Origin of the sequence: Pseudomonas sp. JV414, assembly GCF_032424305.1 — a bacterium.
Classification (GTDB): Bacteria; Pseudomonadota; Gammaproteobacteria; order Pseudomonadales; family Pseudomonadaceae; genus Aquipseudomonas; species Aquipseudomonas lini.
In genome coordinates, this window is record NZ_VYKC01000022.1 from 338,079 (window position 1) to 362,707 (window position 24,629).

The 24,629-nt window shown below is 58.3% G+C and carries 19 protein-coding genes; 13 read left to right on the forward strand and 6 right to left on the reverse strand.

The features are described 5' to 3' along the window. Positions 1–11: 11 nt before the first annotated feature. A complete protein-coding gene (locus F6R97_RS25535; RefSeq protein WP_048395363.1) occupies positions 12–410 on the forward strand; it encodes a type VI secretion system amidase immunity protein Tai4 in 399 nt (132 codons plus the stop codon). Positions 411–632: 222 nt separating this feature from the next. Here F6R97_RS25535 and F6R97_RS25540 read toward each other — a convergent pair whose 3' ends face one another. After that, positions 633–2,561, reverse strand: a complete 1,929-nt coding sequence (locus F6R97_RS25540; protein WP_038979969.1) for a transglycosylase SLT domain-containing protein — start codon at positions 2,559–2,561, stop codon at positions 633–635. Between the two features lie 213 nt (positions 2,562–2,774). Here F6R97_RS25540 and F6R97_RS25545 point away from each other — a divergent pair, with 213 nt between their 5' ends. Further along, a complete protein-coding gene (locus tag F6R97_RS25545; protein ID WP_038979970.1) occupies positions 2,775–4,694 on the forward strand; it encodes an ATP-binding cassette domain-containing protein in 1,920 nt (639 codons plus the stop codon). 73 nt (positions 4,695–4,767) lie between these two features. On the opposite strand, the gene F6R97_RS25550 is transcribed toward F6R97_RS25545, so the two are convergent. Beyond that, positions 4,768–5,205 (reverse strand): universal stress protein, encoded by a 438-nt coding sequence (locus F6R97_RS25550; protein ID WP_030128421.1) that lies wholly within the window; start codon positions 5,203–5,205, stop codon positions 4,768–4,770. Between the two features lie 104 nt (positions 5,206–5,309). On the opposite strand from F6R97_RS25550, the gene F6R97_RS25555 reads away from it, so the two are divergent. From F6R97_RS25555 to F6R97_RS25585, 7 genes are all read left to right on the forward strand, one after another. Further along, positions 5,310–5,747, forward strand: a complete 438-nt coding sequence (locus F6R97_RS25555) for a hypothetical protein (protein WP_038979971.1) — start codon at positions 5,310–5,312, stop codon at positions 5,745–5,747. A gap of 615 nt (positions 5,748–6,362) precedes the next feature. Further along, complete coding sequence (gene fadB / locus F6R97_RS25560; RefSeq protein ID WP_315867271.1) at positions 6,363–8,510, forward strand: fatty acid oxidation complex subunit alpha FadB; 2,148 nt, start codon at positions 6,363–6,365, stop codon at positions 8,508–8,510. A 30-nt stretch (positions 8,511–8,540) separates the two neighbouring features. Next, entirely contained in the window at positions 8,541–9,716 is a 1,176-nt protein-coding gene (fadA, locus tag F6R97_RS25565; RefSeq protein WP_008007076.1) for an acetyl-CoA C-acyltransferase FadA, read from the forward strand. A 98-nt stretch (positions 9,717–9,814) separates the two neighbouring features. Next, a complete protein-coding gene (locus F6R97_RS25570; RefSeq protein ID WP_007907781.1) occupies positions 9,815–10,051 on the forward strand; it encodes a DUF1653 domain-containing protein in 237 nt (78 codons plus the stop codon). A gap of 114 nt (positions 10,052–10,165) precedes the next feature. Beyond that, on the forward strand, positions 10,166–12,793 hold the full coding sequence (topA, locus tag F6R97_RS25575; RefSeq protein WP_038979973.1) for a type I DNA topoisomerase: 2,628 nt from the start codon (positions 10,166–10,168) through the stop codon (positions 12,791–12,793). A gap of 138 nt (positions 12,794–12,931) precedes the next feature. Next, positions 12,932–13,456 carry a DUF6586 family protein gene (locus F6R97_RS25580; RefSeq protein ID WP_038979974.1) on the forward strand — a complete coding sequence of 175 codons (525 nt, stop codon included), beginning with the start codon at positions 12,932–12,934 and terminating at the stop codon, positions 13,454–13,456. A 141-nt stretch (positions 13,457–13,597) separates the two neighbouring features. Continuing rightward, a complete protein-coding gene (locus tag F6R97_RS25585; protein ID WP_007907774.1) occupies positions 13,598–13,831 on the forward strand; it encodes a hypothetical protein in 234 nt (77 codons plus the stop codon). Positions 13,832–13,924: 93 nt separating this feature from the next. Here the strand turns inward: F6R97_RS25585 and sulA are convergent, their stop codons facing one another. Beyond that, positions 13,925–14,398 (reverse strand): SOS-induced cell division inhibitor SulA, encoded by a 474-nt coding sequence (gene sulA / locus F6R97_RS25590; protein WP_008073066.1) that lies wholly within the window; start codon positions 14,396–14,398, stop codon positions 13,925–13,927. A gap of 10 nt (positions 14,399–14,408) precedes the next feature. Further along, positions 14,409–15,017, reverse strand: a complete 609-nt coding sequence (lexA, locus tag F6R97_RS25595) for a transcriptional repressor LexA (RefSeq protein ID WP_007907770.1) — start codon at positions 15,015–15,017, stop codon at positions 14,409–14,411. Between the two features lie 229 nt (positions 15,018–15,246). Between lexA and F6R97_RS25600 the strand changes: the two genes are divergently transcribed. The 4 genes from F6R97_RS25600 (at position 15,247) to F6R97_RS25615 (ending at position 21,223) form a co-directional block, all read left to right on the forward strand. After that, a complete protein-coding gene (locus F6R97_RS25600; RefSeq protein ID WP_007907768.1) occupies positions 15,247–15,954 on the forward strand; it encodes a TetR/AcrR family transcriptional regulator in 708 nt (235 codons plus the stop codon). A gap of 158 nt (positions 15,955–16,112) precedes the next feature. Further along, positions 16,113–17,123, forward strand: coding sequence for a beta-N-acetylhexosaminidase (gene nagZ, locus F6R97_RS25605; RefSeq protein WP_038979976.1), 1,011 nt, complete (start codon positions 16,113–16,115; stop codon positions 17,121–17,123). A gap of 12 nt (positions 17,124–17,135) precedes the next feature. Then, positions 17,136–17,873, forward strand: a complete 738-nt coding sequence (locus F6R97_RS25610) for an S-methyl-5'-thioinosine phosphorylase (protein ID WP_038979977.1) — start codon at positions 17,136–17,138, stop codon at positions 17,871–17,873. Between the two features lie 44 nt (positions 17,874–17,917). Then, positions 17,918–21,223, forward strand: coding sequence for a DEAD/DEAH box helicase (locus F6R97_RS25615; RefSeq protein ID WP_050682463.1), 3,306 nt, complete (start codon positions 17,918–17,920; stop codon positions 21,221–21,223). Positions 21,224–21,341: 118 nt separating this feature from the next. Here F6R97_RS25615 and F6R97_RS25620 read toward each other — a convergent pair whose 3' ends face one another. Then, positions 21,342–24,035 carry a DEAD/DEAH box helicase gene (locus F6R97_RS25620; protein WP_315867272.1) on the reverse strand — a complete coding sequence of 898 codons (2,694 nt, stop codon included), beginning with the start codon at positions 24,033–24,035 and terminating at the stop codon, positions 21,342–21,344. A gap of 11 nt (positions 24,036–24,046) precedes the next feature. Then, positions 24,047–24,625, reverse strand: coding sequence for a CsiV family protein (locus tag F6R97_RS25625; RefSeq protein ID WP_038979979.1), 579 nt, complete (start codon positions 24,623–24,625; stop codon positions 24,047–24,049). Positions 24,626–24,629: the final 4 nt, after the last annotated feature.

Genomic DNA, 24,629 nt, shown 5'->3' on the forward strand with positions numbered 1-24,629 from the left:
TCCTGCCACTCATGTTGCTGGCCTCTGCTGGTTATGCGAAAGACACTGGGGGTGTATCCCCGGAGGCCAGTGCACGTACCTACGGGCAGAATTACAAAGACATGGTGCTCGCGACCTGCATTGCGAACGCCTACAAGGAGGACAAGTCAGCAGCCATTGACGCAGGAAGCAGCGTCAGCGCATTGCGCGACTGGACCGAATACGACCTGGAAAAGGCCCCCGACGCGATCAAGACCCAGGTGGATCGTTACTTGGCACGTGACTATCACAACCCGCTGGTCGAGTCGGAAGTCCAGGGCGTGCGTTTCGATTTGCTGAAATGCCTGGACCTGTATCACAGCAACGAGTTGGATGCACAGGTCAAGCGTCTGGTTATCCACCCCAATCGGATTTACCGGCAGGACAAGTGAAACGTTAATTCTGGCGCCGGGTATCTGGGATAGCGCCTACACTCTCACGGCCATCTCCACCCGCTCGGCTGCAAATTGGGGTGGCGGCTGTGTGCAGGTGTAGGAGCTGCCGCAGGCTGCGATCTTTTGATCTTGATTTTTAGCTGAACCGAAAAAGATCAAAAGATCAAAAGATCGCAGCCTCGTTTCACTCGACAGCTCCTACATATCCGGCATTGCCGGTCATTGATCGTCGAAATACCGCTCATGCCAATCCACCAGCGGCTGCGGTGAATTGAGCTTCTGTCCGTAGATCACCGAGTACGACAGCACGTTCTGCACGTACTGGCGGGTTTCGTCGAACGGGATGCTTTCCACCCACACATCGAAGCTCAGGTGATCGGCGCCGCGCAGCCATTGACGGACGCGGCCGGGGCCGGCGTTGTAGGCGGCAGAGGCGAGGACGCGGTTGCCGTTGAACTGGCTGTGGACCTGGCTCAGGTAAGCGGCACCGAGCTGAATGTTCTTGTCCGGATCGAACACTTGCTGCGGTGACGCGAGGGGAATGCTGAACTTGCGCGCGGTTTCCTTGGCGGTACCGGGCATCAGTTGCATCAAGCCGCTGGCACCGACGCCGGAGCGTGCATCGGCCATGAAGGCGCTTTCCTGACGAGTGATGGCGAATACCCAACTCGAGTGCAGGCCACGGACCTTGGCTTCACGGACCAGGGTTTCGCGGTGGGCCATCGGGAAGCGAATATCCAGGTCGTCCCAGTACTTCGCCTGACTGATGGTGCGGATCGCCGGGAAATACCATTTCAGGTCGTAAGCCAGTTTCGCCTGGGCGACCATTTCGTCACGGCTGAAGTGCCGGCTGACGTGGTACCACTCGCGACGACCGTCGACGATCTGCCCGCGTGCATGGAATTCCAGGGCGCGTCGTATGCCGGGGGTATTACGCACCTTGTTGATCAGCGCTTGACTGAGCACCAGCGGTTTGTTGTTCAGCGAATAGGGGGATTGCGAGCGATCGGCCGCCAGGAAACCGTAGAAGTCGCGCTCGCGAGCCAGGCCCTTGTAAAGCGTCTGTGCTTCCGGATTCTGCGGCTGCGCCAGCTCCAGGCTACGAGCCTGCCAGTAACGCCAGCGGTTGGTGGTGGCCAGATCCTGAGGCAGGCGGCGGGTCAGCTGATAGGCATCGTCCCAACGGGCCAGGCGCAACAGCAGGCGCAAACGCCATTCGGAAACGGTGTTGTCCCGCAGTTCCGGGTCGTATTTGGTCATTACATCCAGCGCGCGACTGTCGAAACGACGCGCGAGGGTCAGCCCGATTTCCCGGGCAATCGCGACTTTTTCGTCGCGGGAGAAGTGCATGCTGCTGGCGTAACCGTCGAGCAGGGCCATGGCCTTGTCCGGATCCTGACGGGCCAGACGGCGCAGGCCGAGACTGACGATGTCGGACATCGGTTCATCGGCCGGGATGAAGCGCGACGGCTGATTGAGCAGCTCGGGTTTTTGCGCCACCTCCACCAGCAGGCGACCGCGCGGTGCGAGTGTAGTCAGGCCATTGATCAGGCTGTTGGCCAGCGGATAGTTGCGTGCCTGGGCGGCGAGCTTGGTGCGTTCCCAGCGCTTCTGTTCAGTCAGTTGACCCTCGGCGGCCCACATGCCGAACACACCATCGCAAGCGTCGGGTTGGGTTTTGCCGGTCAGCCAGAGTTTATCGGCGTTGGCGTAGCCTTCAGCCTTGCGGTTATGGCTGATCTGATACTGCGCGTTCAGGCAGTCCAGCTCGGTGAAGTTGAGTTTGGGGTCATAATATTTGACGAAGGTCGCCCAATCGCCGCGTTCGGCCAGCCAACGCAGCCAGCGCAACTTCATCCAGTTGGCTTGGGGCAGGTCACCGTGTTCGGCGAGGAATTTCTCTATTTCGGCGTTGCTCGCGGTTTTCAGGCGCGCGGTCAGTTCGTCATAAGCCAGATAGGGCTCCAGCGGATAATCGCTCAGAGCCTGGCTGTAACGGAAATAAGGGCCGGAATCGCCTTTGGCCAAGGCACGCTTGGCTTCATCGTAGTACTGGCGTTGGGTGGACAGGTCCACCGCCTGGGCGGATTGAGCGACAGCGGCTGTAAGAAGCAAACATGAAAAAAGATTGAAAAGGCGACTGCGCATGAGACGTCCGGGCAGAGAAATCATGACAAGTGCCGGCAAGCGCGGCACTGAATTATCCGTAGCTTAGCCTTTTGCCAGCAGCGGGTGAAAGCTTTGCCGAGCTGCCGGCACAAGTTCGCAACAATTGTTGTGCAGAGTGCTTCGACATTGAAATTGCCGGCCTTCTGAAGCCTCAAGTCAGGTAGAATGCGCGCCCGGTTTTTGGAGAAGCTCATGACCCTGCTCAAATTCAGCGATGTGTCCCTTGCTTTCGGCGCTATGCCGTTGTTGGACAAGGTGTCCTGGCAGATCGCCCGTGGTGAGCGGGTGTGCATCATCGGCCGCAATGGCACTGGCAAGTCCAGCATGATGAAGCTCGTCAAAGGCGACCAGAAGCCTGATGAGGGCTCTGTTTGGCGCGCACCTGGTCTAAAGATTGGCGAATTGCCGCAAGAATTGCCGGTAGCCGACGAGCGGACCGTGTTCGACGTGGTTGCCGAAGGTCTGGACGGTGTCGGCGAGCTGCTCGCGCAGTATCACCACCTGAGCCAGAACATCGTCACCGACGCCGATCTGGACAAACTGATGCACGTCCAGCACGACCTCGAAGCCCGCGACGGCTGGCGTTTGCAGCAACTGGTCGACAGCACCTTGAGCCGCTTGCAACTGCCGGCGGACAAGACCCTCGCCGAATTGTCCGGCGGCTGGCGTCGCCGCGTCCTGCTGGCTCAGGCCCTGGTTTCCGAACCGGATCTGCTGCTGCTCGACGAACCGACCAACCACTTGGACATCGGCGCCATTGCCTGGCTCGAAGAAGCGCTGAAGGATTTCCAGGGCGCTGTGCTGTTCATCACGCACGACCGTTCATTCCTGCAGAACCTCGCGACCCGCATCCTGGAACTGGATCGTGGCGGCCTGATCGACTGGAACGGCGACTACGCCAGTTTCCTCGTGCACAAAGAGGCGACTCTGGCTGCTGAAGAAACCGCCAACGCGCTGTTCGACAAGAAACTGGCCCAGGAAGAAGTCTGGATCCGCCAAGGCATCAAGGCGCGTCGCACCCGTAACGAAGGCCGTGTTCGCGCATTGAAAGCCTTGCGCGTTGAGCGTAGCGAGCGTCGTGAGCGCACCGGCAAGGCCAACATTCAGTTGGATACCGCCGACAAGTCCGGCAAGCAGGTGATGGTCCTCGAGAACGTGAGCTTCGCTCACCCGGGTGGCCCGTTCCTGATCAAGGATTTCTCGATGGTCCTGACGCGCGGCGACCGTATCGGTTTGCTTGGCGCCAACGGTACCGGCAAGACCACGCTGCTGAAACTGATGCTCAGCGGTCTGCAACCGACCAGCGGCACAGTGGAAGAGGGGACGCGCATCGACGTGGCCTACTTCGACCAGTTGCGCCATCAACTGGACCTGGAAAAGACCGTGATCGACAACGTGGCCGAAGGTCGCGATTTCATCGATATCGATGGTCAGAGTCGCCACGTGCTGAGCTACCTCGGCGACTTCCTGTTCAGCCCGCAGCGTGCCCGCACGCCGGTCAAGGCGCTGTCCGGTGGTGAGCGTGCCCGTCTGTTGCTGGCCAAACTGTTCAGCAAACCGGCGAACCTGCTGGTACTCGATGAACCGACCAACGACCTGGACGTGGAAACCCTCGAGTTGCTGGAAGAGGTCTTGCTGACCTTCAACGGCACCGTGCTGATGGTCAGCCACGACCGGGCATTCCTCGACAACGTGGTCACCAGCACCCTGGTCTTCGAAGGCGAAGGCAAGGTTCGCGAATACGTCGGTGGTTATCAGGACTGGCTGCGTCAGGGCGGCTCGCCGCGCCTGTTGGGCGTGACCGAGAGCAAGTCCGGCAAGGCCGACCTGAACTCGGCTGTCGTCACTGCTGAACCCGTGCCAGTCGCTGCGGCAGTAGAGGCGCCGGTGGCAAAGAAGAAGCTCAGCTACAAGTTGCAGCGTGAGCTGGAAATGTTGCCAGGTCAGATCGAAGCCATGGAGCAGCAGATCGTGGTGGTTGAAGCGCAGATGGCGGATGCCGCTTTCTATCAGCGTCCTGCTGCCGAGACAGCGGCGGTGATTGCTCAGTTGGAGCAGTTGCAGGCTGAACTCGACGTGATGGTCGAGCGCTGGGCCGAGCTGGATGCCTGATTGATCCGGCGATAAAAAAGCCCGACTTCGGTAACTCGAGTGTCGGGCTTTTTTCCTACAGGGTTTTGTGTTGTCAGCTTTTGATCAGGCGCACCGCCAGCACATCGCAAGGCGCGCCGTGCAGTACGTCATTGGCGGTGGAGCCGAGCAGCAATGCCAGGCCATGTCGGCCATGACTGCCCACCACGATCAGGTCGCACGTTTGCTCCTTGGCGAGGTGGTGAATCTCCTGACGCGGCTGGCCGTAGGTCAAGTGACTGTATTCCTTGGAGAGTTCCGGGTATTTCACGATCAATCGCTCAAGGCGCTCTTTGGCTTGATCGAATTGTTGCTGTTGCAACTGGGAAAGGTCCATCGGCACGTCGCCGCCAAAGGCCATGGCCATCGGTTCGACGATATGCACCAGGGATAGCTTCGCGCCATTGCTCACCGAGAGTTCGCGAGCTCGGTGGATTACAGGATCGCACTCTTCGGTTAGATCTACAGCGACCAGAATATGGTGGTAGGGCATGAGGTGCTCCTCCTGAGGATTGCAATATTGGTAAGTATGGCTGGTTTCAAGCGCATTGGTTTCAAAGTGACTCAATGGGCTCATCAAGAATCGGGAGTACACATATGACGGTCTGGATAGTGGTGTCAATCCTGCTGGTGGTCTTGAGTCCGCTGGCCTGGTTGCGACCCTCCCGTGCTCAGAGCGGGCGCATAGCCCTGCGCATGGAGGCGCGGCGCATTGGCCTTGCCATGCAGCTGGCGCCCCAGGAATGGCCACATTGGCTGAGCCAGGAGCCGCCAAGCCCTTGCGCCCAGTATCATCGGCCGCGCCGTGGCACGCGACCGGCGTGCTGGAGTTACTGGCAGAAGGCACCGGGTGTGTGGGTCAATCAGTGGCAGGAGGTCTGTGAGGATGGAATACTGCTGAATCATTTCGAAAAATTGCCTGCCAACGTCTACAAGGTTGAGGCAGACAAGCAAATGATTGCTCTGTATTGGGGCGAGAAGGGCGAATCGAATGTTTTGCAGGACATTGATGCGCTGCTGAAAGCGCTGGCCTGAAACCTGATCCCCCGTAGGAGCTGCCGCAGGCTGCGATCTTTTGATTTTGTTTTTAAGCGCAACATCAAAAGATCGCAGCCTGCGGCAGCTCCTACGCATTGGCGCGTCGTCGCCTGGCAGACAGGCAATAAAAAGCCCGACATCATCATCGGGCTGAGGTTGGCCAGGCAGGCCGGTAATTCTTTGTGCGCTGATCTTACGCTGGGCATTCGTCAAAGCGTTCAAATTTTTTCTTCAGGGTCCCGCCAGCGTAGCTTGTTAAACACAGGCTGCCGCTAATTAGGGCGACTTTTCTAACTATTGATTCTATGAATGGCCTCAAATGCATCAGCGTGTTGCAGGGCTTCGTGGTACGGAAGTGACCGGAAAGTCGCGTTTCAACCAGTATTTTGGGCGATTGACAATTGCCGGAAATTCCGTGAAGGTGACACACCCAAATCAAACGGGCGTATGAATTGAGCGTTTGTATTACAGAGCGCTCCTACAGAATCCCGACTATCGCGTTGGCGGGTGTGCCGGGTGAATTGGCGTAGCATCGACGATAAACGTCCTTGCCGAGCCAGTCGCCTGCGTCCGACGTGTACTGTTCAGCTTCCATATCGTGGAGATCAGTTGATGATTTACGAAGGTAAAGCCATCACGGTTAAGGCTCTTGAAAGTGGCATCGTCGAATTGAAATTCGACCTCAAGGGTGAGTCCGTCAACAAGTTCAACCGTCTTACCCTGAACGAACTGCGTCAGGCCGTAGACACCATCAAGGCAGATGCTTCGATCAAGGGTGTGATCGTCAGCAGTGGCAAGGACGTATTCATCGTCGGCGCCGACATCACCGAATTCGTCGACAACTTCAAGCTGCCGGATGCAGAGCTTGTTGCTGGTAACCTCGAAGCCAACAAGATTTTCAGCGATTTCGAAGACCTCAACGTCCCGACTGTCGCCGCGATCAATGGCATCGCACTGGGTGGCGGTCTGGAAATGTGCCTGGCGGCAGATTTCCGCGTCATGGCCAATACCGCCAAAATCGGTCTGCCGGAAGTCAAGCTGGGCATCTACCCGGGCTTCGGCGGTACTGTGCGTTTGCCGCGCATCATCGGTGCCGACAACGCCATCGAGTGGATTGCTGCCGGTAAGGAAAACCGCGCTGAAGACGCGCTGAAAGTCGGTGCCGTCGACGCCGTGGTCGCTCCAGAGAAATTGCAGGAAGCGGCTCTGAACCTGGTCAAAGGCGCCATCTCCGGCGAGTTTGACTACAAGGCCAAGCGTCAGCCGAAGCTCGAAAAGCTCAAGCTCAACGCCATCGAACAAATGATGTCGTTCGAAACCGCCAAAGGTTTCGTGGCCGGTCAAGCGGGCCCGAACTACCCTGCACCGGTTGAAGCGATCAAGACTATCCAGAAAGCCGCGAACTTCGGTCGCGACAAGGCGCTGGAAGTCGAAGCCACCGGTTTCGTCAAACTGGCCAAGACCTCTGCCGCGCAGAGCTTGATCGGTCTGTTCCTGAACGATCAGGAGCTGAAGAAAAAGGCCAAGGCCTACGACGAAATCGCCAGAGACGTGAAGCAGGCCGCCGTATTGGGCGCTGGCATTATGGGTGGCGGTATCGCTTATCAGTCGGCCTCCAAAGGTACGCCGATCCTGATGAAAGACATCAACGAGCACGGCATCGAGCAAGGTCTGGCCGAAGCCGCCAAGCTGCTGGTGGGCCGCGTTGATAAAGGTCGCATGACTCCGGCGAAAATGGCTGAAGTGCTCAATGGCATTCGTCCAACCCTGTCCTACGGTGATTTCGGCCACGTCGACCTGGTTGTCGAAGCCGTTGTCGAGAACCCGAAGGTCAAGCAAGCCGTTCTGGCCGAAGTTGAAGGCAAGGTCAAAGAGGACACCATCCTCGCGTCCAACACCTCGACCATTTCCATCACCTTGCTGGCCAAAGCCCTCAAGCGTCCGGAAAACTTCGTCGGCATGCACTTCTTCAACCCGGTGCACATGATGCCGCTGGTTGAAGTGATCCGTGGCGAGAAGTCCAGCGAAGTGGCCGTTGCCACCACCGTTGCCTACGCCAAGAAAATGGGCAAGAACCCGATCGTCGTCAACGACTGCCCGGGCTTCCTGGTCAACCGCGTGCTGTTCCCGTACTTCGGCGGTTTCGCCAAACTGGTCAGCGCCGGCGTGGACTTCGTCCGCATCGACAAGGTCATGGAAAAATTCGGCTGGCCGATGGGCCCGGCGTACCTGATGGACGTGGTCGGCATCGACACCGGTCACCACGGTCGCGATGTAATGGCTGAAGGCTTCCCTGATCGCATGAAGGACGATCGCCGTTCGGCCGTTGACGTGCTCTACGAAGCCAAGCGCCTGGGCCAGAAGAATGGCAAGGGCTTCTACGCCTACGAGACCGACAAGCGCGGCAAGCAGAAGAAAGTCGCCGATCCTTCGGTACTGGAAGTGCTCAAGCCAATCGTGTTCGAACAGCGCGAAGTCACTGACGAAGACATCATCAACTGGATGATGATCCCGCTGTGCCTGGAAACCGTGCGTTGCCTGGAAGACGGCATCGTCGAAACCGCCGCCGAAGCCGACATGGGCCTGGTCTACGGTATTGGTTTCCCTCCATTCCGTGGCGGTGCGCTGCGCTACATCGACTCGATCGGTGTTGCAGCGTTCGTTGCCCTGGCTGACCAGTACGCTGATTTGGGCGCGCTGTACCACCCGACCGCGAAGCTGCGTGAAATGGCCAAAAACGGCCAGAGCTTCTTCGGTTAAGCGCCCACACTAGAGCGAGAGTGAAAGTATATGAGCTTGAATCCTAGAGACGTCGTGATTGTCGACTTCGGTCGTACGCCGATGGGCCGCTCCAAGGGCGGCATGCACCGCAACACCCGCGCTGAAGACATGTCGGCGCACCTGATCAGCAAATTGCTGGAACGCAACGTCAAGGTCGACCCGAGCGAAGTCGAAGACGTGATCTGGGGCTGTGTGAACCAGACCCTGGAGCAGGGCTGGAACATCGCCCGCATGGCGTCCCTGATGACGCAGATCCCGCACACCGCGGCCGGCCAGACCGTCAGCCGTCTGTGTGGCTCGTCGATGAGTGCTCTGCACACCGCTGCGCAAGCGATCATGACCGGTAACGGTGACGTATTCGTGGTTGGTGGCGTCGAGCATATGGGTCACGTGAGCATGATGCACGGTGTCGATCCGAACCCGCACATGTCCCTGTACGCGGCGAAAGCTTCGGGCATGATGGGCCTGACCGCGGAAATGCTCGGCAAAATGCACGGCATTACTCGCGAACAACAGGACGCTTTTGGCGTGCGCTCCCACCAGCTCGCCCACAAGGCGACTCTGGAAGGCAAGTTCAAAGACGAAATCATCCCGATGCAGGGCTACGACGAGAACGGTTTCCTGAAACTGTTCGACTACGACGAAACCATTCGTCCGGAAACCACCCTGGAAAGCCTGGCGGCCCTGAAGCCAGCGTTTAACCCGAAGGGCGGCACCGTGACAGCCGGTACTTCGTCGCAGATCACCGACGGTGCTTCGTGCATGATCGTGATGTCGGCGCAGCGTGCCCAGGATCTGGGCATCCAGCCGATGGCGGTGATTCGTTCGATGGCAGTGGCAGGTGTGGACCCGGCGATCATGGGCTATGGTCCAGTACCGGCAACACAAAAAGCACTGAAGCGCGCGGGCCTTGGCATCAACGATATCGACTTCTTCGAGCTCAACGAAGCTTTCGCCGCACAGGCGCTGCCAGTGCTGAAAGATTTGAAAGTGCTCGACAAGATGAACGAGAAGGTTAACCTGCACGGCGGCGCGATCGCCCTGGGTCATCCGTTCGGTTGCTCCGGTGCCCGTATCTCTGGCACTTTGCTGAACGTGATGAAGCAGAATGGCGGCACCTTTGGGGTGGCTACCATGTGCATTGGTCTCGGCCAAGGCATCTCCACCGTCTTCGAACGCGTTTAAGCGTTTCGCTGATGGAAGCCGGGGCCAAGTGCCCCGGTTTTTGTTTTTGCGGATTTATTTTGTTTTTATTTTGAAAAAATTTGAGTGAGGGCCAAAGCATGCCGATACAACCTGGGCTCTACGAACATTACAAAGGTCCGCAGTACCGCGTATTCGCGGTTGCGCGACATTCGGAAACCGAAGAGGAAGTAGTCTTTTACCAAGCCCTGTATGGCGATTACGGCTTTTGGGTGCGCCCCTTGAGCATGTTCCTGGAGTCGGTCGAGGTTGACGGCGAACAGGTGCCACGCTTTGCTTTGGTGCAAGCCGAACCGAGCGTTTTTCCGCAGCCATAAGGGGAGTGCGTGCAGAACCCTGCGCTTGACCTCACCTTGTAGCCACTATATATAGCGGTGCCGCGTCAGGCGCCAACCGCCTTTCACTTCTAGAATTCAGGAATTTTCTGATCCATGGGCAAATCGCTGGTCATTGTGGAATCCCCGGCTAAGGCCAAGACCATCAACAAGTATCTGGGTAACCAATACGTGGTGAAGTCGAGTATCGGCCATATCCGAGACCTGCCCACCAGCGGTTCGGCTAGCGCCAGCAAAGAGCCTGCCGCCAAGCGCGGCAAGGCCGCCGCAGGTGAAGGTCCGGTGCTCACGCCGAAAGAGAAAGCGCGCAAGCAGCTGGTCTCGCGCATGGGTGTCGATCCCGATCATGGCTGGAAAGCCAAGTACGAGATCCTCCCGGGCAAGGAAAAGGTCATCGAAGAGCTGCGCCGGCTCGCCAAAGATGCTGACACCATCTATCTCGCAACCGACTTGGATCGCGAGGGGGAAGCCATTGCCTGGCACCTGCGCGAAGCCATCGGTGGTGACGACAGCCGCTACAAGCGTGTGGTGTTCAACGAAATCACCAAGAAAGCGATCCAGGAAGCCTTCTCCAAACCGGGCGAGCTGGACATCGATCGAGTAAACGCCCAGCAGGCGCGTCGCTTCCTCGATCGCGTAGTGGGTTACATGGTTTCGCCGCTGCTATGGGCCAAGGTCGCCCGTGGCCTGTCCGCCGGTCGCGTGCAATCGGTTGCCGTGAAGCTGGTGGTCGAGCGTGAGCGTGAAATCCGCGCGTTCAACCCGGAAGAGTACTGGGAAGTCCACGCCGATCTCGGTACCGCCAAGGGCGCGACCGTGCGCTTTGACGTAGCCCGCGAGAAAGGCGAAGCCTTCAAGCCGCTGAACGAAGCCCAGGCCATGGCCGCGCTGGAAAAGCTCAAGGCTTCCAGCTACAGCATCGTCAAGCGCGAAGACAAACCGACCAGCAGCAAGCCGTCGGCACCGTTCATCACTTCCACCCTGCAACAGGCCGCGAGTAACCGCCTGGGCTTCGGTGTGAAGAAAACCATGATGATGGCCCAACGTTTGTACGAAGCCGGCTACATCACTTATATGCGTACCGACTCCACCAACCTCTCGGCCGATGCCGTGACGATGGCGCGTACCTATATTGAAGGCGAGTTCGGCAAGAAGTACCTGCCGGAAAACCCGAACGTCTACAGCAGCAAGGAAGGCGCACAAGAGGCTCACGAAGCGATTCGTCCGTCCGACGCCAATACCGAGCCAAGCAAGCTGTCGGGCATGGAGCGTGATGCCGAGCGGCTCTACGAGCTGATCTGGCGCCAGTTCCTGGCCTGCCAGATGCTGCCGGCGCAATACCTGTCGACCACGGTCACCGTCGGTGCCGGCGACTTCGAGCTGCGTGCCAAGGGCCGCATCCTGAAGTTCGACGGCTACACCCGCGTCATGCCGCAAATTGCCAAGCCTGGCGATGACGACGTGCTGCCGGATATGGCCCAGGGCGACGCGATGAAGCTGATCAAGCTTGATCCGACCCAGCACTTCACCAAGCCGCCAGCGCGTTACTCGGAAGCGAGCCTGGTTAAAGAAATGGAAAAACGCGGCATCGGTCGTCCTTCGACCTACGCGGCGATCATCTCTACCATCCAGGACCGCGGTTACGTGGCGCTGCACAACCGTCGTTTCTATTCGGAAAAGATGGGCGACATCGTCACCGAGCGTCTGGCCGAGAGCTTCTCCAATCTCATGGACTACGGCTTCACCGCCGGCATGGAAGAGAACCTCGATGACGTGGCTCAGGGCGAACGCGACTGGAAAAACGTGCTCGACGAGTTCTATGGCGACTTCAAGAAAAAACTCGAAGTGGCTGAAAGCGCCGAAGGCGGCATGCGCGCCAACCAGCCGGTAATGACTGACATTCCGTGCGTGTTGTGCGGTCGTCCAATGCAGATTCGTACTGCCTCGACGGGCGTATTCCTCGGTTGCTCGGGCTATAGCCTGCCGCCGAAAGAGCGCTGCAAAGCCACCGTCAACCTGGTGCCAGGCGATGAAATCGCCGCGGACGACGAGGGTGAATCCGAGTCGCTGGTCCTTCGTGGCAAGCATCGCTGCCCGATCTGCAGCACCGCGATGGACGCTTACCTGCTCGATGAGAAGCGCAAGCTGCACATCTGCGGTAACAACCCGGATTGCTCTGGCTACGAAATCGAAGAAGGCACCTATCGCATCAAAGGCTACGAAGGTCCGAGCCTGGAATGCGACAAGTGCGGTAGCGAGATGCAGCTCAAGACCGGTCGTTTCGGCAAGTTCTTCGGTTGCACCAACGCCACCTGCAAGAACACCCGCAAGCTGCTGAAAAGCGGTGACGCGGCGCCGCCGAAGATGGACCCGGTGAAGATGCCTGAGCTCAAATGCGAAAAGGTTAACGACACCTACATCCTGCGCGACGGTGCTTCCGGTCTGTTCCTGGCGGCCAGTCAGTTTCCGAAAAACCGCGAGACTCGTGCTCCATTGGTCATGGAGATCGTGCCGCACAAGGATGAGATCGATCCGAAGTACCACTTCCTCTGCGAAGCGCCGAAGAAAGACCCGGATGGCCTCCCTTCGGTAATTCGTTACAGCCGCAAGACCAAAGAGCAGTACGTGCAGACAGAGGTCGACGGTAAGCCGACTGGCTGGAAGGCGTATTACGACGGCGGCAAGTGGACGGTTGAAGACAAGCGTCCATCAGCCAAGGCTTAAAAGGCTGTACACAAAAGGCCGCATGACAACCCTCGGGTTTTCATGCGGCCTTTTGTTTTGGGCTTGCGGGAAGCTCGGGTGATCCACGACACTGTCTGACCTGCGTGAAGCAATTATTTCGTTGTGGAGGCTGCCGTCATGGCCCACGAACTCTATACCCGTACCAATCAGAAGATTTATTTCGCCGGCCTGTCGCTGGAAGCGCTGGCCAAAGCCGAAGAGGGGCGGGCGATGAACTCCCTGGCGCTGATTCAGGCCGGGCGCGAATCGGCGTTGTTTCACCTGTACGGTGCGCTGTTGGGGCTGTGCCATGAAATCGCCGGTTTCTATCGCCTGCCTCAGGCCAATGCGCCGCGGGCAGAGATGCTGTTGACCCGCGAAGTGCTCGAAACCATCGCTATTCCGGAAATGGCCGAGATGGTCGAACTGGCGCAAAACCCTGAAACCTGGCTAGCCAAGCTGCTGTCGGCACATGCCGCACTGTTTCAGCCGCCTCGCGCTCCGCACAAGCCCAAGGGCGATGTGACGCAGCCGCTTATTCTGGCCGTTAATCTGGATGAAGAAGAGGCGCCGGAAGAGCTGAGTCGGGAAGAGCTGGAGAGCTGGCGTCAGAACCTTAAAGGCCTGGCGATTCGGTTTCGCGAAGGGTTGAACGAGTGCTGAAAGATTGAGTGTTTAGGGGCGGGTCCGCTCAAGGAAGAGCGATGTCAGAAATTTCTCTTCGTGATGGCATTTGGTCAAGATCCCGAGCGAAGCTTGGCTGATGCCTATATAATCCCCGCCTTTCGTGGAGAACAGACCTTTATGCCAACGTCCTTTCTAGAAATTGTCGAGTTACCAGACGGCCGAATCGAGCTGCGCAGGGCCGAGGACGAGGGTTCTCTGGTTACTTTGGATTTCTCCGAGGATGCCAAGGTTTTCCTGCAAGGCCAGCATGTGGAAGTCGCCAAGGCGATGTTGAGCGTCGGTGTTCAGATGGCAGGACGCCTGGTTGAAGGCGAATTTGATAAGGAAGAGGGGCCTCGGGTTCTTCATTGATCCCGCCCGTCGGATTCTTCGGATACCTTTACAGATTGGCTTCTCTATCCCTGGAGAAGCCCCGCGCTGTTCAGCGCGCACAGTGTTTGTCAGTTAACCCAGTCGAATATTCAGACTTTGCGCATCCCCGATACGGGCGGCGCTGATCAACTGTTGCCGCGACGTTGTGCTCAGCGGGTTAAGCCAGCTGACGACCGTATGGCTGCGGCCAAGTCGCAAGGCTTCGCAGGTCAACTGCTGAGCGCTCTGCGTGCCGCGTGGTTGCAGGAGCAGAATGCGCTCACGGTTCAGACCGGCGTCCCGTAACCAGGCTTGTGTCAGGCTGGCGGGCGGTGCGATCAGTGTCAGCCAGCGTGCATCCTGATCCTGACTCAGTTCCCTGAGAATCGGTGCCAGAAGGTTCAGGCAGTTCCCGGCCGCGCCGCGCAGTGATAGCTCGCTGAAGACTTCAGGCTCGGCGCTCCAGGGCGATTCGACCACATCTTTCAGGATCGGCGCCAATGGCTGTGCCATGAACGCCTCGAACAACGGCAGTTGGGCTTGCTGTGAGGTATGTGGGAACTGCATAAAGCCTCCTTTAGCGGCGAATCACGCCGACACTCAAGCCTTCGATAACCAGTTCCTGATCTTTCAGGTTGACTTCGATAGGGGCGAATTCAGGGTTTTCGGCAATCAACCAAACTTTGCTACCGTCGCGCTTGAAGCGCTTGACGGTCACTTCGTCGCCGATCCGCGCCACCACGATTTGGCCGTTACGGGCTTCGCGGGTGGTATGGACGGCCAGCAGGTCACCGTCGAAAATGCCGACGTCCTTCATGCTCATGCCATGGACCCGCAGCAGATAGTCGGCGCGAGGATGGAAGAAGGAAGGGTTGATGTTGCAGGATTCCTCGATGTGCTGCTGGGCGAGGATCGGTGCACCGGCAGCCACCCGGCCAATGATCGGCAAGCTGGACTCGTCGGCCTTGGCTTCGAAGCCAGGGATGCGGATGCCGCGGGAGGCGCCCGGGGTCATCTCGATCGCCCCCTTGCGAGCCAGTGCCTTGAGGTGTTCTTCCGCCGCATTGGGCGACTTGAAACCCAGTTCCTGAGCGATTTCCGCGCGGGTTGGCGGGTAGCCGTTGTCTTCGAGGCAACGTTTGATGAAGGCCAGAATCTCTGCTTGGCGTGGCGTCAGCTTTAGCATATTGATCGCTCTGTCTTTTTATACAGTGACTGGGATTATATACAGTGAACTGGTCTTGGCAATGCCCCTTTTTTTGTCGGCCGCTGGACGGTCATTTCGCTCGCTGATTGAAGCGGCACTGTTGTATGGTTAAATACCTGACCGACCATTCCCAAAACGAACCGCCAGACTTGACAAGGCCAAGGCTGAAACGTATGTTTCAAACAAGTGTTTGTCAGGCGGAGTAGCCATGGCCCAGTCGGAAACCGTTGAACGCATTCTCGATGCTGCCGAGCAGTTGTTCGCGGAAAAAGGTTTTGCTGAAACCTCATTGCGTCTGATCACCAGCAAGGCCGGTGTCAATCTGGCGGCGGTGAATTATCACTTCGGGTCGAAGAAGGCGCTGATTCAGGCGGTCTTCTCGCGTTTTCTCGGGCCGTTCTGTCTCAGTCTCGATAAAGAACTGGAGCGCCGTCAGGCCAAGCCTGAGAACAAGCCGACCCTTGAAGAGCTGCTGGAGATCCTCGTCGAGCAAGCTCTGGTGGTGCAGCCACGCAGCGGCAATGATCTGTCCATTTTCATGCGTTTGCTGGGGCTGGCGTTCAGTCAGAGCCAAGGGCACTTGCGTCGTTATCTGGAAGATATGTACGGCAAGGTGTTCCGCCGCTACATGATGCTGGTCAACGAGGCCGCTCCGCGCATTCCCCCGATCGAACTGTTCTGGCGTGTGCATTTCATGCTCGGTGCCGCGGCGTTCAGCATGTCGGGGATCAAGGCCTTGCGTGCGATTGCCGAGACTGATTTCGGCGTCAACACCTCCATCGAACAAGTAATGCGTCTGATGGTGCCATTTCTGGCCGCTGGCATGCGGGCCGAAACCGGCGTCACCGACACTGCCATGGCCACCGCGCAGTTGCGTCCGCGCAGCAAATCGGCCCCGGTCGCCGCCAAGGTTTAACCGCACACGGGTGGGCGCGGCAGCTGACATCCGCTAAGCTAGCCGCCCATGCCGACTCTCGTTCTGAACCCGCTCCTCATTGATATCGCCGACCTGCCGGGCCCAGCCCATGGCGGCGAATTCGTGCGAGCCGGGTTTATCGTAATCAAGGAATCTCTATGACTGCTGGCCTGCAAGGCTCGTTGATGGTGGACGTCGCCGGTACCTGGTTGACGGCTGAAGATCGCCAATTGTTGCGCCAGCCCGAAGTGGGCGGCCTGATCATTTTTGCCCGCAACATCGAGCATCCGCGTCAAGTGCGCGAATTGAGCGCTTCGATCCGTGCCATTCGTCCCGATCTTCTGCTGGCGGTGGATCAAGAGGGCGGTCGGGTTCAGCGGCTGCGTCAGGGCTTCGTTCGACTGCCAGCGATGCGTGCCATCGCCGATAACCCGAATGCCGAAGACTTGGCCGAGCAGTGTGGCTGGATCATGGCGACCGAAGTGCTCGCGGTCGGTCTCGACTTGAGCTTCGCTCCGGTGCTGGACCTGGATTACCAGCGCAGCGCGGTGGTCGGCACCCGTTCGTTCGAAGGTGATCCCGAGCGCGCCGCCTTGCTCGCCGGTGCATTCATCCGCGGCATGAACAGTGCCGGAATGGCCGCCACCGGTAAGCATTTCCCGGGTCATGGCTGGGCTGAAGCTGACTCCCATGTCGCGATTCCCAACGACGAGCGCAGCCTCGACGAAATCCGCGCCAACGACCTGGTGCCGTTCGCGCGATTGAGCAAACAACTGGCCGCCGTCATGCCAGCCCACGTTATTTATCCACAAGTCGATTCCCAGCCTGCAGGTTTCTCCCGTCGCTGGCTGCAGGACATCCTGCGCGGTGAGTTGCAGTTCGATGGCGTGATTTTCAGCGACGACCTGTCCATGGCGGGTGCCCACGTGGTCGGCGATGCCGCCAGTCGTATCGAAGCGGCATTGACCGCCGGTTGTGACATGGGCCTGGTGTGCAACGATCGCGCGGCTGCCGAGCTGGCCTTGAGCGCCGCCCAGCGTTTGAAGGTCAAACCTTCGGCGCGTATTGCGCGGATGCGCGGGCAGGCGTACGCCAGCACCGAATACCGTCAAGACCCACGCTGGCTGGCGGCCGTCGGCGCGCTCAGAGAGGCTCAATTGATCGATTAAGGACTCTTCGTTATGACGGTTTACGCGATTATCGGTGGCACCGGCCTGACTCAACTCGAAGGTCTGAGCATTCGTCAGTCATTGGCGGTGGACACGCCTTACGGCACGCCTTCGGCCGAAGTGCAGATCGGTGAATATGCTGGCAAGGAAGTGCTGTTTCTCGCGCGTCATGGGCACCCACACCGTTTCCCGCCGCATCAGGTGAACTACCGCGCCAACCTGTGGGCCTTGAAGCAGGCCGGTGCCGAAGCGATTCTCGCGGTCAACGCCGTGGGCGGGATTCACACTGCGATGGGCACCGGGCATTTCTGTGTGCCACATCAATTGATCGACTACACCAGCGGCCGCGAACACACCTATTTCGCCGATGACCTGGAACAGGTCACACACATCGACTTCAGCTATCCCTACAGCGAACCCCTGCGTCAGCAATTGATCGCGGCGTTGGCGGCTGAAGGCGTTGGCTACAGCAGCCAAGGCGTGTACGCCTGCACCCAGGGCCCACGTCTGGAAACCGTCGCTGAAATTGCGCGGCTGGAACGTGACGGTTGTGACATCGTCGGCATGACCGGCATGCCTGAAGCAGCATTGGCGCGCGAGCTGGAACTGGATTACGCCTGTCTGGCGCTGGTGGTGAACCCGGCGGCGGGCAAGTCGACAGCAGTGATCACCATGGCCGAGATCGAGCAGGCATTGCATGACGGGATGGGCAAGGTGAAGTCGACGTTGGCGCGGGTGTTGAAAGGCTGAGCTTGTCGTCCCAGACTCCAGAAATTTTCAGAAGCGTTGATTTTATGCTGACAATAATTGAACAACTTCATGAGCTGCCGTGGGCGGAGGAGTTCAGTCATCGTGCTCTGGACAAGGCTCGCAAATACGCTGTAGAAAATCGGGTACAGATCCGCGAAATAGAGGACGCTATCGTTCTCGCGACCTGCAAGGGTTCCCAAGGCTATATCTATGAACAAACCATTGAGCTCATCGAAGACTTTAATGGTGAGTTTGAACTGGTTTGCTGTTGTTCATGTCCTGTGGTGGTCAATTGCAAGCACTGCGCAACCGTGCTTTATAACTTGCAAGAGCTTCCCGTGGACTCGTTCAAAAGCACTGCCCCGGTCCAGCTAAATCGCGATTTGGAGCGCTGGCTCAATGATGTTCCTCGCGAGGGAAGTCATTTCGAGGAGGCAGTGCCAGGGGCAAGCACACGACTGGTGTACAAACTCAAACCGGCGTCTACTGCCGGCAAGTGGTCGTTGGAAGTTTTCCGGGCGCGTCAGCTCAAGGATGGCCAGTTACAGGACATCAAGCCAGTGTTTTCGCTGGAAGAGACGCTGATGCGCCAACCTGCCTATCTGACTGAAGTGGATCTGCGACTCATCCGGTTGGTGATTGCCGTTCACTCACATCATGGGTTTTACAGCGACTACCCCTTACAGGGCAGCAGCGGGGCAGAAGTCCTTGAGCTGGCACTAAAGACTTCGCGCCTGTTTCTCGATTTTGAGCAACGGCAACCTTTGGCCGCTGGACTCGAAAAGCCTGCTCAATTTGTCTGGGCCGAGCAGGCCAATGGCAGTTTTCGTCCAAAATGGCGAATCAATGAAGCGCCGCTGGAGACTTTTCTCGCGCTTGAGCCTTTGTATTACGTGGATCGCGAACGTCTGGAAGTCGGGCTGCTGGCGAGCGGGTTTGACCACAAGCTTGCTTGTCACCTGTCGTTGGCCCCAGACATCCCGGCACGTCAGGCCATGCAGTTCAGCCATCGGATGAGTGCTGCGACTCGATTAGCCCCCCCGCCGCATACGTTGACTGAGCGGATCGTCGATGATATTGAGCCTCAGGCCTTCCTGACCCTCGCAACAACCAAGCGTTATACAAACTGGAAACACGAGCCGGAGCACCGCGCAGCGCTGGCGTTCACTTACAACGGCCATATGGCCGCGGACAAAAAATCCACGGAAGTATCGGTGCTCATCGGCACCGAAACACAGCGCATTCAGCGTAAACCGACTGCCGAAAAAGCCCTGCGCCAGGCCTTGCAAAAACAAGGCTTCAAAAAGGCCACCCGTAAAAGTGATGCGTTACCCGACAGCGCAGGCGAAATGTTCGATTTGCCGGATGAATCGGCATGGCTTGCTTTTGTGCAATCCGGAGTGCCAGCGCTCAGAGAGGCCAACTGGCAGATCAGTATCACTGACGGCTTTCATTTTAATTTGCAGCCCGTAGAAGAATGGTATGCCGATATCGAGGAATCGCCGGGCCGCGAATGGTTCGATCTGCAATTGGGGATCGTGGTCAATGGCGAGCGCCATAGCTTGCTACCGATTCTGCTGCATTTGTTACGCAATCAGCCACAGCTGATGAACCCGGCTGAGCTAGTCCGCCGCGACGATAACGATCAGGTATTGATCGATCTCAATAGTGGGCAGTTCGGAGCGAAACCAGGTACGAAAGTCGCCCTGCCTCTCGGGCGGGTCAAGCCATTGATGGCTACGCTGGGTGAGTTGTATTTGAGGGTGAGCAACGGTAATTCGCTTCGGCTGAATACCCCTGATGCGGCGCGGTTGAGTGAGCTGGAAGGGCTGCCACTGGTATGGCAGGGCGGTGAGCGTTTGCGCAGTTTTGCGAAACGCTTGCGTGAATCGACTCATGCACACGTTGCTGCTCCAGAAGACCTCAACGCGGTGCTGCGGCCGTATCAGCTCGAAGGCCTGAACTGGATGCAGACCCTTCGCGAACTGGAAGTTGGCGGTATCCTCGGCGACGACATGGGCTTGGGCAAAACGCTGCAAACCCTGACTCATTTACTGCTGGAGAAACAGGCGGGGCGTCTCGATCGTCCAGCGCTTGCCGTGATGCCTACCAGCCTCATCCCCAACTGGCTCGATGAGGCGGCACGCTTCACCCCGCAACTGAAAGTACTGGCGCTCCATGGCGCCGCTCGGCAAAACGATTTTGCCAGCCTTGCCGACTACGACCTGGTATTGACGACTTACGCGTTGTTGCCGCGCGATCTGGAGGTTTTGCAACCTCAGCTCTGGAGTGTGCTGATTCTCGATGAAGCGCAGAACATCAAGAACCCGGTCAGCAAAGCTGCTCAGGCAGCCCGACAATTAGAGGCTCGGCAGCGTTTGTGCTTGTCTGGCACACCACTGGAAAACCACTTGGGCGAGTTGTGGTCGCTGTTTCACTTTTTGCTCCCCGGTTGGCTCGGCGACAGTAAAACCTTCAATCGCGACTATCGCACCCCGATCGAGAAACACGGTAACAGCGAGCGGATGCAACACCTGACGGCCCGTATAAAACCCTTTCTGCTACGTCGCAAGAAAGAACAGGTCGCTACCGAACTGCCTCCCAAGACCGAGATCGTGCATTGGGTCGACCTTAGCGATGGGCAACGGGATGTGTATGAAACCGTGCGTGTGGCGATGGACAAGAAGGTGCGTGATGAAATTGCCCGCAGCGGCGTCGGGCGCAGTCAGATCATCATCCTCGACGCTTTGCTCAAGTTACGTCAGGTGTGCTGCGATCTGCGATTGATCAAAACGCCTCTGACGGCAAAGGTCCTTCGCTCGGGCAGCGGAAAACTGGTCAGCTTGATGGAGATGCTCGAAGAGTTGCTCAGTGAAGATCGAAAGATTTTGCTGTTCTCGCAGTTCACCTCGATGCTTGCGTTGATTGAGCAGGAACTGCAGCAGCGCGGTATCGACTACTCGTTGTTGACTGGCGACACGACGGATCGGCGCACACCGGTAAAAGATTTTCAGAGTGGCAAGGTGCCGTTGTTCCTGATTAGCCTGAAGGCTGGGGGAACCGGTCTCAACCTGACGGCGGCGGATACGGTGATTCACTTCGATCCTTGGTGGAACCCGGCGGTGGAAAACCAGGCGACCGACCGAGCCTACAGAATTGGTCAAGACAAACCGGTATTCGTCTACAAGATGATTGCCCGCGGTACGGTCGAAGAAAAAATACAAGCGCTTCAACAGGAAAAGGCAGCGTTGACCGGGGCGGTGCTTGAAGGTGGGGCGAGTGGGGGGTGGAAGCTCGAACAGAGTGATATTGAAGCGCTGTTCGCGCCATTGTCTGATCCCAAGTCTTGATAGTTTGCCTCTTCAGTGAGTCCGCAGTGATGCCTTCGCGGGCAAGCCACGCTCCCACAGGTACAGTGATTTCCTGTGGGAGCGTGGCTTGCCCGCGAAGACGATCTACCTATCGCCGCTACCTATCAATTTTTTCCGGCAGTGGCGCAAACAACGCCTCGATATCATCGCTCTGCAATTTCCAGTCCCCGGTCTTGCGCCCATCCAGCACGCCAGCGGCAAGATCGGACTTTTCTTTCTGCAGATGCTGAATCTTCTCTTCCACCGTGCCCCTGGCAATCATCTTGTAGACGAATACCGGCTTCTCCTGACCAATGCGATACGCACGATCAGTCGCCTGATTCTCCGTCGCAGGGTTCCACCAGGGATCGTAGTGAATCACCGTATCCGCTTCGGTCAGGTTCAGTCCTACGCCACCAGCCTTCAGGCTGATCAGAAAGATCTGACGCTGGCCGCTCTGGAATTCCTTCACCGGCGTGCGTCGGTCGCGGGTTTGTCCGGTCAGGATCGCATACGCCACGCTACGCTTTTTCAGCTCGTCCTCGATCAACGACAGCATTGAGGTGAACTGAGAGAACAGCAGAATCCGTCGACCTTCTTCGAACAACTCTTCCAGCATTTCCATCAGGCTATCGAGCTTGCCGGAAGTGCTACCGCGCGCGGGCAGGGCGGCATCGTTGACCAGGCGTAAATCGCAGCACACCTGACGCAGCTTCAGCAGGGCCTCGAGAATGATGATCTGGCTGCGCGCCACGCCCTTGCGGGTGATTTCGTCGCGGACTTTTTTGTCCATGGCCAGTCGCATGGTTTCGTATACGTCGCGCTGGGCTTCGTTGAGTTCGACCCAATGGATGATCTCGGTTTTCGGCGGCAGTTCGGTGGCCACCTGTTCCTTGGTCCTGCGCAGGAGGAACGGTTTGATCCGACCGTTGAGGTGTTGAAGTCTTACTTCGCTGGCGCGCTTTTCTATCGGTACGCGGTAATCGCGGTTGAAGCTTTTCACGTCGCCGAGCCAGCCGGGCAGCAGGAAGTGGAACAGCGACCACAGCTCGCCCAGATGGTTTTCCAGTGGCGTGCCGCTCAGGCACAGACGCTGGCGAGCATTCAGCTCACGTGCTGCATGGGCGGCCTTGCTGTTGGGGTTCTTGATGTACTGCGCTTCATCCAGCACCAGTACATGAAGCGGTTGCGCGGCCAGGCGCTCGACGTCTTTGGGCAGCAGCGCATAGGTGGTCAGAATCAGGTCGTAATCGGCCAGGTTGTCGAAATGCTTTTTGCGACTGGCACCGTACAGCGCCAGCACTTTGAGCTGCGGCGTGAAATGCGCCGCTTCGTCGAGCCAGTTGGGGATCAGGCTGGTGGGCATGACCACCATGCACGGTCGATCGAGGCGCCCGGCGTTCTTCTCGCTGAGAATATGCGCCAGGGTCTGTAGGGTTTTGCCCAGACCCATGTCGTCCGCGAGAATCCCGCCGACTTCCAGTTGCCGCAACGACTGCATCCAGCTCAGGCCTTCCAGCTGATACGGGCGCAAGGTGGCATTCAACCCTTCGGGAGCCACCGCGGTGTGGTCCTTGATGTCGCGCAGCCGCTGGGCAAAGGTGCGGATCTGCTCGCCACCTTCCCAGAGCAACGGCAGGCCTTCCAGCGGATTCAGTCGCGTGGCGTCGGCCTTGCTCAGGCGCAGCGTGGTTTCGCCGGGCTCTTGCAGATAAAACTCGCCGAGGGTCGCCAGCACCGGTTTCAAGCGACCGAAGGGCAGGGCGACCTGCAACGGGCCTTGGTCGGTGCTGCGGCGCTGCGGAATGTTCACCAGAATCAGTTCGTCGTCGCGACGTCGGGCGAGCCGTTCCGGGTTGAGGATCTCGGTGTGAGAGCGCATCAGGTTCAACAGGATCGGCAACAGGCTCAGCCGTTCGCCGTTGACGATGATCCCCAATTCCAGGTCGAACCAGTCGCGCTCGGGTGCCTGCTCGACGGTGGCATACCAGTCATCAACGGCGGTCAGGTCGAAGCCGAAATCCTCGTCGATCTGCAACTCCCACCCTTGGGTGCGCAGCTTCGGCAGCTCGTTGAGGGTGAAGGTCAGCCAGGCGCTGTCGTTGACCATCTCGTAGAGTTCGCCGGCACTTTCCGGCAGGGCCTTGCTTTGTCGGGTGGCGATCTTGAAACCGAGGATTCGCAGCTGTTCCCTGTAGGCTTGTTCGACTTCCGGGTGGCGTTTTATCCGCAGTGTCTGTGTCTCTTGGCGAATCAGGATGTCAGTGTTTTTCTGTCCACTGACGTATTCATCCAGATAGCTGAAGGACAGCGCCGCGCGATGCTGGATGTACCGCTGCATCTTGCCGTTGCGCGGTTCGAAGGCGCTGAACTCGATGCTCGCCAGCCACAGGCGCGGCACCGGTTGCACGTTGTCCACCAACACTTGCGGCGGCGCTTTCGGGCTACGGTTTTCCAGTACGGCCTGAAGTTTTTCCAGCAGTTCAGCGTCTTTGGCAGCGGCCGGATACGCGAGGGTTTCCTGCACTTGCAGCAACACTGCCGCGCAATGTTTGCAGTTGGTATGAACCGGGCAGGTGCACGTGGCGTCGATCATCAGCAAGGTGCCTTTGGCCGACTCGCGCAGGCGAATGGTCTGACGGTAAACGTTACCGCCAGAGCCTTCGCAACTGGCGGTGATGGTGGCATCGCCGACTTCGACGATCCTGACGCGGTTCTCCAGAGCGTAGCGACGGCCACGCTCCAGGCTCTGTTCCTTGAATCGGCTGACCCAGGATGTTGCCAGGGGTTTGCTCAGGGTCGCGGAGGACATAAGGGCTTCAATCAGTCCGGAATTACATCGGGGGCTGGCCGAGGCGCAGGGGCGGTCAACGAGGTGATCTTGATAAGTAGGCCCAGATGGCCGTTGTCGAGGAAGTTCAGCTGACCGTTCTTGGTATGGCTTTCCTGTTTCAGGCGTTCGCTGGCGGTGACCAAGCCGTTGGCATCGATCTGATTGACCCAGAAGTCGGCGTCGACGTCGGTGAAGCGTCCCAATTTCAGGCTCAGCGTGCCTTCGATCGGGAACTGCCCGAACTGTTCGGTGCCTTCGCTGATCGCGACTTTGCTGGCCTCTTCGCCGAGGTTCTGTTGCCAGGCCTTGTGCAGCAACACGGTGTATTCGTTGCTGGCGGTGAGCTTTTCCACCTCGGGATTAAGGCTCGGCGTGCGAAAGCTGTCGGGGCTGATGCGTTGAGCACCGGCATCCCAGTCTTCCGGCGCGGCGCGGCTGACGATGGCGGGCACGGTGTTTTGCCGCACCAGAATCATTTCAACCTGATACAGATCATCGGCAAACGCCGTGGGGGCGACCAGCGTCGTGATTAACATCGTCAACAAGGTCAGTGAGCGAAACAGGCGCATGCGG

Bases quoted from the DNA above. Each gene is read 5' to 3' on its own strand.
- F6R97_RS25535 (WP_048395363.1), top strand. From the start codon at position 12: ATGTTGCTGGCCTCTGCTGGTTATGCGAAAGACACTGGGGGTGTATCC.
- F6R97_RS25540 (WP_038979969.1), bottom strand. From the start codon at position 2,561: ATGCGCAGTCGCCTTTTCAATCTTTTTTCATGTTTGCTTCTTACAGCC.
- F6R97_RS25545 (WP_038979970.1), top strand. From the start codon at position 2,775: ATGACCCTGCTCAAATTCAGCGATGTGTCCCTTGCTTTCGGCGCTATG.
- F6R97_RS25550 (WP_030128421.1), bottom strand. From the start codon at position 5,205: ATGCCCTACCACCATATTCTGGTCGCTGTAGATCTAACCGAAGAGTGC.
- F6R97_RS25555 (WP_038979971.1), top strand. From the start codon at position 5,310: ATGACGGTCTGGATAGTGGTGTCAATCCTGCTGGTGGTCTTGAGTCCG.
- fadB (WP_315867271.1), top strand. From the start codon at position 6,363: ATGATTTACGAAGGTAAAGCCATCACGGTTAAGGCTCTTGAAAGTGGC.
- fadA (WP_008007076.1), top strand. From the start codon at position 8,541: ATGAGCTTGAATCCTAGAGACGTCGTGATTGTCGACTTCGGTCGTACG.
- F6R97_RS25570 (WP_007907781.1), top strand. From the start codon at position 9,815: ATGCCGATACAACCTGGGCTCTACGAACATTACAAAGGTCCGCAGTAC.
- topA (WP_038979973.1), top strand. From the start codon at position 10,166: ATGGGCAAATCGCTGGTCATTGTGGAATCCCCGGCTAAGGCCAAGACC.
- F6R97_RS25580 (WP_038979974.1), top strand. From the start codon at position 12,932: ATGGCCCACGAACTCTATACCCGTACCAATCAGAAGATTTATTTCGCC.
- F6R97_RS25585 (WP_007907774.1), top strand. From the start codon at position 13,598: ATGCCAACGTCCTTTCTAGAAATTGTCGAGTTACCAGACGGCCGAATC.
- sulA (WP_008073066.1), bottom strand. From the start codon at position 14,398: ATGCAGTTCCCACATACCTCACAGCAAGCCCAACTGCCGTTGTTCGAG.
- lexA (WP_007907770.1), bottom strand. From the start codon at position 15,017: ATGCTAAAGCTGACGCCACGCCAAGCAGAGATTCTGGCCTTCATCAAA.
- F6R97_RS25600 (WP_007907768.1), top strand. From the start codon at position 15,247: ATGGCCCAGTCGGAAACCGTTGAACGCATTCTCGATGCTGCCGAGCAG.
- nagZ (WP_038979976.1), top strand. From the start codon at position 16,113: ATGACTGCTGGCCTGCAAGGCTCGTTGATGGTGGACGTCGCCGGTACC.
- F6R97_RS25610 (WP_038979977.1), top strand. From the start codon at position 17,136: ATGACGGTTTACGCGATTATCGGTGGCACCGGCCTGACTCAACTCGAA.
- F6R97_RS25615 (WP_050682463.1), top strand. From the start codon at position 17,918: ATGCTGACAATAATTGAACAACTTCATGAGCTGCCGTGGGCGGAGGAG.
- F6R97_RS25620 (WP_315867272.1), bottom strand. From the start codon at position 24,035: ATGTCCTCCGCGACCCTGAGCAAACCCCTGGCAACATCCTGGGTCAGC.
- F6R97_RS25625 (WP_038979979.1), bottom strand. From the start codon at position 24,625: ATGCGCCTGTTTCGCTCACTGACCTTGTTGACGATGTTAATCACGACG.